The organism is Bacteroides caecimuris, assembly GCF_001688725.2.
GTDB classification, from domain to species: domain Bacteria; phylum Bacteroidota; class Bacteroidia; order Bacteroidales; family Bacteroidaceae; genus Bacteroides; species Bacteroides caecimuris.
Window position 1 is genome coordinate 4,076,386 of record NZ_CP015401.2, and the last position, 15,628, is coordinate 4,092,013.

Annotated in this window: 7 protein-coding genes; 1 reads left to right on the forward strand and 6 read right to left on the reverse strand. The window is 36.9% G+C overall.

The window, feature by feature from the left end:
* Positions 1-483: 483 nt before the first annotated feature.
* From A4V03_RS17860 to A4V03_RS17885, 6 genes are all read right to left on the reverse strand, one after another.
* Positions 484-1,482, reverse strand: a complete 999-nt coding sequence (locus A4V03_RS17860) for a DUF4973 domain-containing protein (protein ID WP_065539785.1) — start codon at positions 1,480-1,482, stop codon at positions 484-486.
* 22 nt (positions 1,483-1,504) lie between these two features.
* Entirely contained in the window at positions 1,505-3,601 is a 2,097-nt protein-coding gene (locus A4V03_RS17865; RefSeq protein ID WP_065539786.1) for a RagB/SusD family nutrient uptake outer membrane protein, read from the reverse strand.
* Between the two features lie 10 nt (positions 3,602-3,611).
* Positions 3,612-6,758, reverse strand: coding sequence for a SusC/RagA family TonB-linked outer membrane protein (locus tag A4V03_RS17870; RefSeq protein ID WP_065540492.1), 3,147 nt, complete (start codon positions 6,756-6,758; stop codon positions 3,612-3,614).
* Positions 6,759-6,775: 17 nt separating this feature from the next.
* Positions 6,776-8,173, reverse strand: a complete 1,398-nt coding sequence (locus A4V03_RS17875; RefSeq protein ID WP_065539787.1) for an IPT/TIG domain-containing protein — start codon at positions 8,171-8,173, stop codon at positions 6,776-6,778.
* Positions 8,174-8,252: 79 nt separating this feature from the next.
* Complete coding sequence (locus A4V03_RS17880; protein WP_084081181.1) at positions 8,253-10,139, reverse strand: family 43 glycosylhydrolase; 1,887 nt, start codon at positions 10,137-10,139, stop codon at positions 8,253-8,255.
* A gap of 615 nt (positions 10,140-10,754) precedes the next feature.
* The gene (locus tag A4V03_RS17885; protein ID WP_065539788.1) at positions 10,755-12,281 is read right to left on the reverse strand and encodes a sulfatase family protein; all 1,527 of its coding nucleotides are present in this window, start codon (positions 12,279-12,281) and stop codon (positions 10,755-10,757) included.
* A 512-nt stretch (positions 12,282-12,793) separates the two neighbouring features.
* On the opposite strand from A4V03_RS17885, the gene A4V03_RS17890 reads away from it, so the two are divergent.
* Positions 12,794-15,541 (forward strand): MGH1-like glycoside hydrolase domain-containing protein, encoded by a 2,748-nt coding sequence (locus tag A4V03_RS17890; protein WP_369882194.1) that lies wholly within the window; start codon positions 12,794-12,796, stop codon positions 15,539-15,541.
* The last annotated feature ends 87 nt before the right edge of the window (positions 15,542-15,628 follow it).

Consider the following 15,628-nt stretch of genomic DNA (forward strand, 5'->3'; position numbering starts at 1 on the left):
TGGAGTGTATATTTACTATTTTTCTCACCATATACACGCACATTAGTAATCAAGGGGATGCCTCCGCCACCTACTTCTAAAGCATAAGAAATCTCTACTAATACTGCATCTGAAGGATTTTTCCATTTCAGTTGCAATTCATTAGCTTTTGATGTGGCAGCAGCAGTAAATTCAGTAATCGGGTCCATGCTACCCTCTTGACCATTTCCACTTTCCGTATTTTTCCCTTCATCCAATGCTTTTTTATTGTCATCATTACATGACACCAAGCATGTCATCCCTATAATAAACAAAATATTGAGGAGTATTCCTTTTCTCATACCTTTCCTTTTAAAAGAAGTAAATAATTAGGTTAAAAAAGGAGAAGACTTAAACAGATAAACCCTCTCCCTATAAGTTTTATTAGAATAAAAAAGGGGAGAACCTTCCTATCACATAGATAGAATCCCCCCCAATATTTATAAGAGCTAAACAAACTTCAGTTTACCACTGAATCTGCTGATCTTCGTCAGGAATCAAAGTATTCAAATTACGCTGCATTGCCAAAGAACCTTCTACCACGTATTCAAGCTTTGTACCAGGGACAGTTGTATAATCCTTAAAAGAGTAATATAAATAAAGAGTAATATAAATCTTCTTCAGATAAGGCTTTAACTCATCCATCTCTTCATTCATTGTAAAAGTGCACGCCTTTTTTTCATCAAGTTCTAACTCAATCTCTGGATTATCAGACCATACTTCTAACAATTTAGAATCTGTACCTTTTTCCGGAAAACGGATAAACACTTTGTACTGTTTGCGATCAAGATAATCTATATCTCTTGTACCTGCATAGATAAAAATTGTCCTATCATCTACCACAAACGCTCTTTGCGAGGATATAGTGAAAGGATTTTTCACATCAGGTTTAAGAAAAATTCGATATTGGGCTGCATCATACGTTCCTGAATAATCATTAAATGGAAGTAGTCTCAACATAGCTCTACGATAATACTTACGTAGATTTGCCTGATAATCATAAGATTGATCATCTAATATCTGTATAGGTAGCACCCATTTATCTGCCTGATCAAGCGTCTCATCTAATTTAAATTCAATCGGCAATGTTGTCAAACATTCACCAGCCGGCATTTCCACAGACTCTGGCATACTATAATACTTATTTGGCAACTGCTGGAAATAAAGTTCTTCACGATGTCCATATTGTTCTATATTTAACCGTTCCAAAGTATCAGGATCTAGACCAAAATGAATTGTATGAGATTTGCCAGTCAAAGTAGACCCACTCATAATAACCGGAAGATCATATTTTACCACTCCACCTGGCTTAAAACGTACGTATGTCGTAGTTACTCCCTGGGCATTAACATTCGCCTTAAAAGATGCCATATATGAATATTGCTCATCTTCCCATTCTTTATTACAAGCAGTGCAACAAATAGTCAACACTATGCCTAAAATTAAATAATATATATTCCTCATTTTATTCAATTATCTAAAAAGGTTATTCAGGGTTTGTCCACCCAGGATTCTGAACCAAATTCACATTGTGTTTCAACTCAGTATGGGCAATCGGACAAAGCCACATTTTCTCAGCAAAAATAGTAGGTAACGACGTACACATCACAGGCGTATGAAATTGATCAGCCATATCCTTTGATGCTAACATGTTACAACCATACACAGGGACTGTCTCTTCCACAGGTGCATCTAGCCAACGACGTAAATCCCAATAACGGTGCCCTTCGGCAAAGAATTCAATCTGACGTTCACGTTTTAACATCGTTCGAAATTCATCTGGATTATCATAAGCAGTTTCATGCCCCTTAACTTTATCATAATCAGGCAATCCTGCGCGAATACGAACAGGACGTATCCCCTTCTTCATTTCAGCAATGTCACGTTTCACAGAATGCATTTTATTACCATCCCAAGAAGGAATCTCATACGAACCCGTCAGTTCATTCAATGCTTCTGCATAAATTAACAATATCTCTGCATAACGAATGGCCGGATCTGCTTTATGCTCAATACGAGTAACATCATACGAATTTTTCTGCGTATAGCTAATGTCATTCGGGTGCACATATTTCTTAATGCCAATACCGGTACGAAGCCAATAGGAAGAGTTCGCATATCCATTACTACCACCACGATAGTAGAATACTTGTATATTTTTCTGTTCATCATGAGTGTTATCATTCAATGCATTTAACAAATGCCATGTACTTCCATTATAGCCTACTGATGCATAAAAACGAGGCTCACGTCGCACATATTGTTTAGACACACCAACCCCCAACGGACCCAGTTCAGGATAATCGACTAATTCTTTCTCCTTTACATACCCCTCTGCTCTTGGCCGGGAATCATAACGACCTTTATATCCATCAAACTCCTTATACACATCATTCATCCCCGGACAATTAGTACCATCATTCATATAGTAAGCATCACATTGCTTCTGAGTCATACCCTGTGAACCATATCCACCAGCACCATTACGTGGAAGTTGGTGAACGACCATAATATCCACACTTTCACGGCTTTGATTATCGCCTCGAGTAAAGATTAGCTCTTCATTCTGACTTACTATAATACTGCCATCAAACATTTCACGATATGATTGAAAAGGATCAATATTCTTCCAACCATTTGGCCAAGACTGATCTGAAAATTCATCATCATGTGGCGGAGCAATTGTTGCCGGATATGCTATATCACCAGCATTGCTATTGAAATAAGCCACATGTATGCCATAAATATTCAAATCCATCACATCCTTAGCAGCAGCTGCTGCTTTTGCCCACTTAGACTCGTCGTAGGTTTCGGGAAGCAAACGTTTCCCATCTTTGTTTACCAAGGCTGAAGATACTACTTCTGGAGCTTTCCCATTAAACAATGGACTAGCTGCATACAAAAGGATTTTAGCTCGTAAAGCCAAGGCAGCTCCTCTCGTCGGACGAAGCACCTCCTGTACAGAACGCTGTAATGGCAATTGCCCTGCTGCTTTTAAAAGTTCGCTAGTAATATAGTCTACACATTCGTCATACGAATTTCTCGGGTAAGCTAATTCATCATATTCTTTTGTATAGTCCACTCCCTCGTCCGGTATAATAGGTACCGGTCCGAATGCACGAAGCATTAACCAATAATAGTAGGCCCTCAAAAAATGTGCCTGACCTTTAAAGTCTGTTATTTCTTCTTCTGTAAATTCTTTATTTTTATCTATATTATTCAGAAATATAGCTACTTGACGAATACCCAAATAGGCATTTTTCCAAATACCGCTACTGGAATTATTAACTCCGCTTTCATCATATTGTCCACTCTTCCATTTATCATAACCACCGTCTCCATAATACATGTCATCGGCAAAGTTAAAAGGATAATCTCTCTTACTACAAACATCTTGCAAGTAACCATTACTTAAATAAAAATACCCTCTTGCCAACCACCTATTTGTGTAATCCCGATTGCTGAAAACATCCTCAATACTCATTCTTTCATCAAATAGATAATCTGAATCTAAGTAATCAGAACACCCTACTAAAGAAGTCAACCCCACAGCAAAGGATAAAATTGTTATTATCTTTTTCATATATTTTTTTTTACAAATTAACAGATATACCTAAAGAAAGTGTCTTATTAAGCGGATACGACTTTCCTGTAGAACTTCCCATTTCCGGATCCCAAAGCTTAAATTTAGAAAAGGTAAGTAAATTAGTACCAGTAAAGAAGATGCGTACCGTATTTAAGTGAGCCTTACGAACCAAACTCTTAGGAAGCGTATAACCAACATCCAATGTTTTTAAACGAAGATAAGCTCCATTCTTAAGCCAAAATGTGGAAGCACGATTGTTATTTTCATTCTTCCCATAAGTCAAACGGGGATATTCTGCATTCGGATCTTCATTGACGCCTAAAATCCAACGATTACTTTCCGCCATCTCTTTTAGTACATTTCCCCAACCGTCACCACCGGAAAACATATAAACAGTAGAACCATCTATAAAATAAGTAGATTTACCCACACCTTGGAAATGTACATTTACATCCAAGCCTTTCCACTTAGCAGATACACCGAAACCATACGTAAAGTTAGGTTTTTTTGTTGCACCAATTGCCACCTTGTCATTATCGTTAATTACACCATCTCCATTGATATCTTTATACTTAATATCACCAGGCATAACATCTCCAAATTGTTTCGGCCAGTTACGGATTTCTTCATAATCTTTAAATAAACCTAATGCGACCAATCCCATAGCTTGATTCACCCGATGCCCCTCCTGCATTTTATACCAATACACAGTGTTTTCTTCATCACGTTCTAAAATCTCATTTTTACTATAGGTCATGTTACCACGTATAGTTAAATTAACTTTGTCTATTTTATGGCGAAATGAGAAGTTACCATCAAACCCACGTGCTTCCACAATTCCGACATTGGCATAAGGATGGATATCTTTTTCGTTTACGTTATTATCCTTATACTCTGTCCATGTACCTAATGAAGCAATCCAAGGCAAATATTTACGTTCCATGTAAATCCCTTCTCGTCGTTCATGGAAATAATCAATAGAGCCCGATAATTTATCATCGAAAAAAGAAAAATCTATACCTAAGTCTTGTTTAGTTGCGACCTCCCATGACACATTGGTTGAAGCGACCGAAGTATAGCGCATTCCCCCATAATATCTATCATAACCAAAATCTGCAAACTGATACCCCCCAACAGGTATATTGCCGTTCACTAATTTACCGTCTTCATTTCTCTTCAACAATGTTTCAAGATTATACAAATACGGGAAACGAGTATCTCCTAAATTATCATTACCTGTTTTACCATACGAATAACGTATTTTAAACATGTTAACCCATTTCAGATTATCCTTTATTAAGGCTTCTTCTGCCACATTCCATGCTCCGGAAATAGCAGGAAAGAAACCAAAACGATTATCTTTATGAAAGTTTTCTGACCCAGTATAACCAAAATTAAAATCAATAAAATAACGGTATTTCCAATTATAATTAGCACGTCCAGCTAATCCTTGATTACGCCGAGAGATACCATTTTTAAGATCTGATCCAATCCCTTGAGTTACAACTTTCGCTGATTGTGTATATTTCAACACCGCTCCTACATGATGGTCCTTAAATCCACGGCCATAATGTAATTCCCATTCAAAGAACTCATTTCGTTTTCCGCTTGAACCAGAAGTTTGCGTCATTTTTTTCTCTTCCGAAAGCCGAGTAAAAATCAGATCACCATTTACATCACGGTAAGGTTCCGCTTTATATAGTTCCGGCCACTTTACTCGTTTTATCCAATTGGAGTTTTCTGTATCATATCCGAAACGCCCAATAAATTTAAGCCCTTTCGTAATAAAGTCTAATTTCTGCTCCAATGTTACATTTGTTTGAATATTATTTTTCCAACTCTCATTATATCCAGTCATAGTAGCTTGTACCCATGGGTTGATATTGTCCTCTTTTCCAGTCCAGGATGCTATTTTACCATCCGAATATGTCACTGGCATCATTATAGAATTATAGCCCATTAACGTTGTCCAAATAGCATCAGTTCCTACACCTGGGTCGTTCTGTTTACGCAATGAACCAGAGACACCAACTTTCAGTAAGGTTGATTTAGTTATATCAATGTCCACATTCATGCGATATGTCCATTTTCGGAAATTAGCATTAGTATTATAATTCTTCAGCGACTTGTCCGTTTTATACATACCTTGTTGATCTTGATAACTACCACCGACATAATAACGGGCAGTTTTACCACCACCAGTCATATTCAATGAAGCACGAGTACTCCACGCACCATCCCGCAGCATCAAGTCCATCCAATCTACATCTGGATACAAGTCTGGATCAAGCCCCAAACGAAACAATTCCAATTCTTCAGGTTGATATAAAGGTTCTTGATTACGAGTCGTTTTTGCTTCATTCGCCATAGAAGCATAAGTATATCCATCTACAAATTCAGGAAGCTGGGTAAACATACTATAAAAAGTTTCAACTTTAGCATTTATATTAATCTTGCCCTCTTTACCACGACGAGTGTTTATCAGAATAACACCATTAGCACCCTTACTTCCATAAATTGCTGTAGCCGAAGCATCTTTCAGAACTGTAAAAGATTCCACATCTTCCACATTGATCTCATTCAAATCCCGTTCAAACCCATCAACTAAAACCAATGCTGCATTGCTGGCACCAAAAGTAGAAATACTTCGTACCCAAAACTCAGAAACTGATCCCGGACGACCATTAGATTGCATAGCCTGAATTCCAGGAACGACTCCTGCTAATGCATCAGCCATAGAGCTACTGGGGCTCGTTTTCAGTTCAGCAACATCTACATTGGTTACAGCACCAGTCACAGCTATTTTTTTTTGTACACCGGTACCGGTAACTACTACCTCATCAATAAGAGTAGCTTTAGCTTCCTCCATAGCTACATTTACCGTTCGTTGCTCCTTCACCAACACTTCCACAGGTTCATATCCAATGTAAGTAAATACCAATTTATTATAAGGAGGGATTTTAAGCAAATACTTACCATTTATATCTGTTATTGCACCCAAACCAGGCATATTTGCAATAGATACATTGACACCTATCAAAGGCTCTTTGTTTGTATCAGTTACGATACCTGTCACTACAATCTCTTTCTGTGCAAAAGCATGAACCGAGAATCCGAGTAACATCATACATATTAATAAAAAATTTCTCATCATAAGTGCGTTTATCATTATTAGTCTTCCATAGCAATTTTTCGGATACGATGATTATTTGAGTCTCCTACCAAAAGGCATTCTCTCTTTTCATCCCATACTATACTTGCGGGATAATTAAATCGAGCTTCTTTACGCAAATCTCCATCATTAAATCCTTTTGTACCATCACCATTAGGTCTTCCAGCATATATTTTCACACACCCTGTAGGAGTCAGAGTACGAACACAATGATTTTGTTTATCAACGAAATAGAAATCATATTCGTCTTTTTGGCCCTCATACTCTTCATTTTTAACAAAACACCCTTGTTGAGGTTCATTAAGACGAACATTTCCTCCAACGCCGTCCGTTATCCCTTTTGTATCATATTTTCCACAAACCAAATAAGGTGTTGTAAATGTCTTTTCCTCAAAATCATAATCCGCACGATAAATTACATGCTTATTTCTCACCATAATATACATATAGTTACCTGTAGGATGAATAGCAATAAAACATTGTATTGATCCATAAGGCATTTGAATCTCATCCATCTTATAGTCACCTGTTATAGGATCATAACGTCCAATCCATCCTTTATCATATCGCGAAGTATAAATCTCTCCATTAATAGGATGAGGAATCGCCGCCCTACAGCCACGAGCATGTATGGCTTTTACTTGTGTCTGGAAATTCGACTCCGGAGAATAAAAGAAAATTCCATTTTTACCATCCTGCCCTATATCTCTGACAACCATTAATTGCCCATCATTTGTAAAACTCAAAATACTAGTAGTACCAGATGCTTCTCCTGTGAATTTTATAGAGCCTAATGTTTGTTTAGCAAAATCAACAACCCGATGTGTCTTAGCACCTCCACACACATATAAATGATCCTTATTATTAGGATCAAAAACTAACCATTCCATTTTTTCCAAGCCTCCACAAGCTCCCCATGGTCCGTCTATGACATCGAAGTTTTTGTTATCGTCTAATATCTCTGGGTCTGTTTCTCCTACAAGAGTCGATACCAACATCTTCTTCTTATAGACAAATTTTTCACCTATTTCTCCATAAGCCAGTTCCGCTCCACGTCCGTCAAGCAAAGTAACTTCGATATTACCTGCATCAGCACCACGTGGCACAAAACAATATATATTATCGTTCGTTACAGTAATCACCTTCGCTTCTTTTCCTCCAATAGTTACTTTTACTTTAGTCGGATCATCGCCAAAATTATTCCCATACAATAATAAGCGGGTCCCCCAACCTCCTTCTTTAGGAACAAAATCAGAAATTATCACTGGCTTGCCTGGATCAAAGGGGGATCCTTTTTCCCTTCCATCATCATCCTTGCAACCAATGAAGCAAAAACTAACCAATGTCAGTAATCCCCATAGGAAAAACCAACCATGATTTTTTACTCTCATTTTCATAATACATTGATTTTAAATGTTAATAAATATAATTTTAATATTAAACGTCAATAACAAATCATTAAACTCAGATTATAAACTATTTAAAGACTGGTATCAGACCGGAATTAGAAGGTTCTAGCCCTTTAATATATGGCCATCCATTTTCATCCCAGCGTAAACGATCAAGCAAAACAACTCGTCCGTCAGCTACAGCGTCAGCTTTGTAACTATGATAAATCATCCATTCAGTGCCCTCATCATCCTTTATTAAAATACTGTTGTGCCCTGGACCTACCCAAGTATTATTCTTATTAACCACTAGTTTAAAATTATTTTGAAGCATATCTCCTCCTTTGTCATCCACATAAGGTCCCAGCAGATTTTTGGAACGTCCAACAACTACCCGATAGGTACTATTGAGACCATCGCAACAACTCCCAATAGAAGCAAAAAGATAAAAATATCCACCTCTTTTATAAATATTTGTTGCTTCAAACTTAGCACCACAGACTTTTTTCAATAATACTGGGGTACCATCCGTATTCCTCTTTACTGCCAAACCATCATCCGTTAACTCTGTAGCATAAATGCCGTTAAAACTCCCCCAAAACATATACTTCTTACCATCCTCTTCAACATAGAACTGGTCTATAGAATTACGTACTCCAATTTCCTTTCCATTTATGAGACATCCATGATCCACAAACGGTCCTTCTGGAGAATCAGCTGTAGCTACGCCAATATGGCATTCATCTTGCTTTCCCCATACCGCCCAAGAATAGTATAATACATATTTATCTTTAATATAACGAATCTCAGGAGCCCATATGGCACGCCCCTTCATTGGCTCCCAACTGGGACGCGTTTGAGCAGTAAAAGCAGAACCTATATACTTCCACTCTACCAGATCTTTAGAACGATAAACCGGTACATTTCCACCGGTTGCATAGAGATAAAAATAGCCATCATTAGCTAGAATTACAGTCGGGTCCGCCGCACTCTGATCAATAATTGGATTCTGATAACTCCGAGAAATAACCATATAGTGTACCACATCATCATACATTACATTATTATTTCCTGTACCAATTAATTGCAAGGGTAGTAGATAATATTTGACAGTTAGCTTCTCCCGACGGATAGAAATCATTCCTTCCATTTGAGAGTCTCCTACATTATAATGTATTTCACCACCCAATTGATAGCTATTTTGTGGCAATAATTCATAATCAGTCTTATTCAACTGGTTATAAGCAGCGACTAATTCTTCTGCGTTATTCGGAAGGATGAGTTTACAATCAAAGTCACACCAACTACCAATACTTTCATCATTAAGTTGGCTGCTAAGACTAGTCATAATCTTTACATTTGTATCGTCTTTATTTACACTCACCTGATATACATTAGAAGGGGATAAACTCACTTTAGGATAATCAACAAAGAGACTTAATAGCATATCACTCTCACTTTCTTTCACCTTTATTATATCACTCTTTAATTTTAAAGCAATGACATATTGAGCATTTGTTTTCTTCAACTCAGAAAAGATTTTAGACGGATCAAATTTTATTTCCACATCCACTTGATTAGTGCTTTGATCAAAAACTATATCCCCCGGAGTACAAGAATATAAAGATGTCGGTAAAAGCTTATATGAGGTCTTTTGTCTATCATTATATATAGCCAGCTGTTCTTCATTCCATGTTTCTAACTTTGCACCAAGTTCAAAATCTATTTTACCCCCTATTTTTTTTACCGTGAGAATAAAGCGATACTCTTTTTCATTACCAGTTACCGTGATTTTACTCAGACCACTCTGCTGTAATAGCAAATATTGATTAGTAGTATTGCCCTCATTTCCAGTAAATTCATTTTTACTGTTGTCCGAGCCACACGATTCAAATAAAATAATTCCTACCAATAGGTATATAAAACAGCGTATACCTGGAGCTAAACTTTCTTTTATCAATTTATAATTCATCATATATAGATTTTAGTTGAATTTTGCCATTTTTTACGTATGACAATATTTACAATAAACGTCATCCTTCAAACAATCCTTTTAACTCAATTATACCCCAATAAAAATTCTTATTATCACAATCTCTATCTTTACCTTTCTTATTCATGCCATGAAGATTATTATCTTCTGTTAATTGAGTTCTGTCCCGTTGAAAACCTTATATTTATCCTCTTGGATGAGACAAAAGTAGAAAATCCGGGTAAATTATAATATCATAAACAGACCAATTAATGGAAAATTAGTCCCAAACTAATCTAATAATTAAAAAGCTCCTTTAGGATATGCTATAAAGACAATTTCAGCAATATAAATAAACCTGCCACAGATATCCAACAAGTTAACTATTATGGATTATTCTTTCTTTTATTGAACAAATTGTTTCTCCCTTAATTTGTAACAACTCAACTGCTGATATCCTCATTCATTACTAATATAAGGTAGACCACCACTTATTACAATATTATTATAAGCAAGCTCAACATACTGACTAATTTTTCTCTTCCAAATATAAAGTCAAAAAGCACCCCGATTAATGACATTCGTGGGTGCTTTTAGAATTATTTAAAGCAACTATTATCAGAACAAAGGCTTTGGGAAGGTACGTATTACTCCGTTTAATCGTGGATAGGTTTCCCAAACATTTTGATCTTGATCAGAACTATTCAGATAGCGTGCATCTTCAGTCTTCTTGAGTGTATCATTCATCTTATTACGAAGATGCTCCAATTCTTTCATGTATTTACTATCTCCGACTAAATTATTAAGGCAACCAGGATCTGAACTAATATTATATAATTCTTCATATGAACGTTTTGCCACTGCTTTCAGAAAATAGGGATATATGTCGGGAGTATCTTTTTCATCAATAATAAACCTCCAGGTCGGACCTTGGTCTATATCAAAATAAGCACTATACATCGGCGTCAAATTCCCCTCCTTATTTATATAGCAAGGATCACCGGCAGGATATCTTTCAGGACAAAAATTCCTTATGTAAAGGAACTCTTTAGTTCTCAATACACGCATAGGATATCCTAAATTATTATATCGAGCAGAACTATGACGTTCTCTTCCTGCAAAAATTGTATTTCGTCCAGTTGTTTTCCTTTGTTTTGTCAGATACGGAAGTATACTATCTCCTGACTTTTTACCTTTATATCGTATACCGGCAGCATCAAGTATGGTTGGGAATAAATCCACACTACTAACAAGTTCATCACTAACTCCTCCATCTTTAATTCCATCTGCCCAACATATCGCTAATGGAACATGGATACCATATTCGAAACAGGTAGCTTTAGCCAAAGGGAAAGGCATACCATTGTCGGCCATGACTATAATTAAAGTATTATCAAATTCACCTTCTTCTTTCAATATATCGATAATTTGAGATAATTGACTATCATACCATTCTATTTCAGTTCCATAATCCAATAAATCTTTTCTTATAATAGGATTATCAGGCAGAAATGGAGGCACTTCTGCCTCAGTCAGTCTTTTATCAGCCTTCTCCCAACTATCTTTTTCATAAGGTCGATGTGGTTCATTTGTACCCACCCAAAAATAAAAAGGTTGGTTTCCTTCTCTTCCATGAAGAAATTCTTTGAAATTTTGGGAATAATTAATGTTAGAGACCCCCTTATATGGAGGATGGATACGCATTTTATTATATTCGGGACCGGCCGGGTTACGCTTGCGCCCTGATATTTTCCAATTTCCAGGGCCCCACCCTTTTCCGGTATATCCAATATAATAACCAGCCTCTTCCAATAAATCAGGAAAGCACTTATAATCAACAGGGAAAGAAGAAGCATGCGTACCCGCTTCTTCTATCTGCCAAGGATAAAGTCCTGTAAGTATAGAGGCACGGGAAGGACTGCTCCCGGGAGAAGTCACAAAAGCGTTATTAAACAACCAACCATTTTGAGCAACCAAATCAAATCCGGGCGTTCTTATTAAAGAAGATCCATACGCTGATGCATGCGGGTAAGACTGATCATCAGAAATAACGAATAAAATGTTCGGCCTGTTAGTTACAGTAGCACTGACCTGTGAGGTTAGCAAAGAACCAAATAGAGTAGATAAAATGTATTTATTACCCATGCATGTGAATATTGAGTTACATATAGGCAAGACAAATAGTGTTTCCGAAGATTTTCGTTTCATGTTCTATAGTATTAGTTAACGAATATAAAATCTGTAAAGCAGAGCAAAGAAAGGGAAATTGGAAGAAAAACAAAGAAATTAATTGTTCAAAAAATGAAAATATCTCTTCTTTTTCCAACTAAAGTTGCTATATTAACAACAACCGCATTTTGCCAATTACCAAAATGAAAATTCCTCAATAGACAATACCTGTATATTAGACTATCAAAAAACTGTATAATTCATCGCTACGTCTTTTCAACAGATTTTAATTAGATATATTTAGCAATCAACCAACAGGAAATTATCTCCTAACTAATTAAATTCCCAACAAGTGAAAAGAATTTATAAGATTATAGCAACCTACTATTTCTATTATGAGTATTTTCTTTTACTTATTGAACAGATTCTTTCTTCTTTAAACTTTCAAAAGTCATATCTTTGCTACATGAACTATTTTACATTCTAATATGAAAACTAAGCAATCATTATTGATGTTCCTGACAGTTATTTGGACAGCAACATCTGCATTCGGACAACCAACGATTCCTCCAGCGTGCTTTACCGATAGTCACGACATTACCTCCCTGCAAGCTTGGGGACCTTATTCTAAACGATATGCCGGAATTTCACACATACCCGATATGAAAGCCGGAATGCGTTTCGATTTCTCTGTAATGCCAGGATACTATCGCAATCGTCAATTAATTCCTCATGTACTTTTCGAGTCATCTTATTACCCGTGGGACATCAACCCATCCATGAGCCGTATCACATACCGCTATGAAATGGAATGGAAAGACCAAGTATTTACCGATGTCACCTATTATATATTAGATGAACATCGGACACTGGTAAGTATGAATTGCGTCAATAATACCGCTGTCAACCAAAATCTCGTACTCAACTTGATGGCATATATCGATTATGAAGGAGAACAACCTCAGTTCAAAATCCCTGAAGATTCAAATATACAGTGGCATAACGCAACCGATTATAGTTCAAATGAACCTGCACACAAATCTCCACAGTATAATTTAGTATACGACGGATGGAAAAGGAACGAAATGCGAACTTCTCAATCACTCAGTGGTTTTGTTCTAGGAAAAGGATTTGGGAAAAATAAAGGGGATAAAGTGAGCTATGAGATAAATATCCTTCCGGGAAAAGAAAAAGGAAAGATAGGATTCAGGTACAATACTCCTAAAGGAAAAACAAGTACGTTTCAAATAAAAGGAATAACCGAAAGCCGCCTAGAGCTACAAGGCACCGGAGAATATAGCATAGTCTCAATCCCCTATACTTGCAAAGAACCTGGAAAATATACGCTAGAATTAATTTCAGAGGGTACTCACAGTACTGATTTAGATGGTTTCTTTATCGGTAGCGAAGAAGATATTAAGCAAATCAAGATACTGCCTAGGAAGCTTTCTTTTATTCCCGAGATTAAATCGGGAAAAACGAAACAAGATTTTATCTTAAAATATCCGGAATGTGATAACTATTATGGAATAGCATGGAATTACCAAGCATCTCAGATTCGGGAAGTTCTGGATGACAATCTGGAATCTTTCTTCCGCAAAAAGACTCACGACCATGTATCATCGAGACTAATAGGAAACAGAGAGTGGCATTATTCTAATGCTTTTCTACGTCCGATTGTCTTGGCACCTCACTCCGAACAGACAATATACGCTTTAGTCTGCACCGGAACATCCCAACAAGTCAATGAACAGATTCAGAAGTTTCATTCCACACCGGAAACTCTGATTTCATTCATACAAAAGGATTCGAATAACTCTGAAGACAGAATATTAGCAGATGGCAAGAAGTATGAATTCGGACGTCGCTTGCTGCAATCAGCATTATTATCCAATATTGTTTATCCCGTCCATACCCAAGGACAATATATCCGGCATTTTACACCTGGCAAAAATTGGAATAGCCTTTATACATGGGATTCCGGTTTCATAGCTCTGGGATTAATAGATGTGGATATTACTAAGGCTTTTGAGTGTATCAGAGCTTATACAACTCCTGTAGGCAGTGAATCTGCATTTATTCATCATGGCACTCCATTACCCATACAGATGTATGCCTACTACGATTTATGGAATAATACACAGTCAAAAGAAGCATTGCAATTTCTATACCCGCGACTGAAGCAGTTCTTTGATTTTATGACAGGTAAGAATCCCTACTCCACAACCCGAATGAAAGGTTCTGGTCTGCTACGAACATGGGATTACTTCTATAATTCAGGAGGATGGGATGATTATCCGCCTCAACATGCTTTACGTGACAAGGCTTCTGTTACTCCAGTAGTATCTTCGGCTTATTATATCAGAGCTGCTAAAATTTTACGTTTAGCAGCAAAAGAACTAGGTCTTAAAAAAGATGTAAAAGAGTATGAGCAAACCATCAAACAACTGTCAAATGCATTACACACCCATTCATGGGATGAGGAAACCGGTTATTTCGGATATGTAATGCATGACAAAGATGGCAAACCTAAAGACATCTATCGATATAAAGATGGTTCTAACTTTAATAAGGGACTGGACGGAGTAAGCCCACTTATTGCAAACATCTCCTCTAAAGAGCAAACAAGCAGGATGATAAACCATGTATTTTCTCCTGACGAAATGTGGACAGAAGTAGGAATCTCTACAGTAGACCAGTCTGCTCCTTATTATCGTACAGATGGTTATTGGAATGGAGCCGTTTGGTTTCCTCATCAATGGATGGTGTGGAAAGCCTTGCTGGACCTTGGAGAAGGAGAAAAAGCCTATCAAGTAGCAACTACCGCATTGAATACATGGGAGAAAGAATGCAAGGAGAGTTATTACACCTTCGAACATTTCATTATCTCCTCACAACGTGGAGCCGGATGGCATCAGTTCTCCGGTTTATCATCTCCCATACTCAACTGGTTTGCTGCATACTATCGGATAGGGAAAGTTTCAACCGGCTTCGAGGTGTGGATTTCCAACAGTCATTTCAATGATGATTATACACAGTATCAGGCAGAAATAGCTTTTGATGATTCAACAGTTCCTCATCAGCGAACAATTCTTGTTTGTATGAATCCGGAGAAAGATTACCAGGTTACTTTCAATGGGAAAGTAGTAGAAAGTAGAATATACCATCAAGGATTATTAGAAATCAAATTACCTAGTACAAACAAATCGGGAAAGCTTACAGTTACACCAATCTGACAGCATAAATTTCACATAGCGTAATCACACCAAAAGTATTATTCATTATTATACAGACTGAATATAACTTTTGGTGTAGTTATTCTA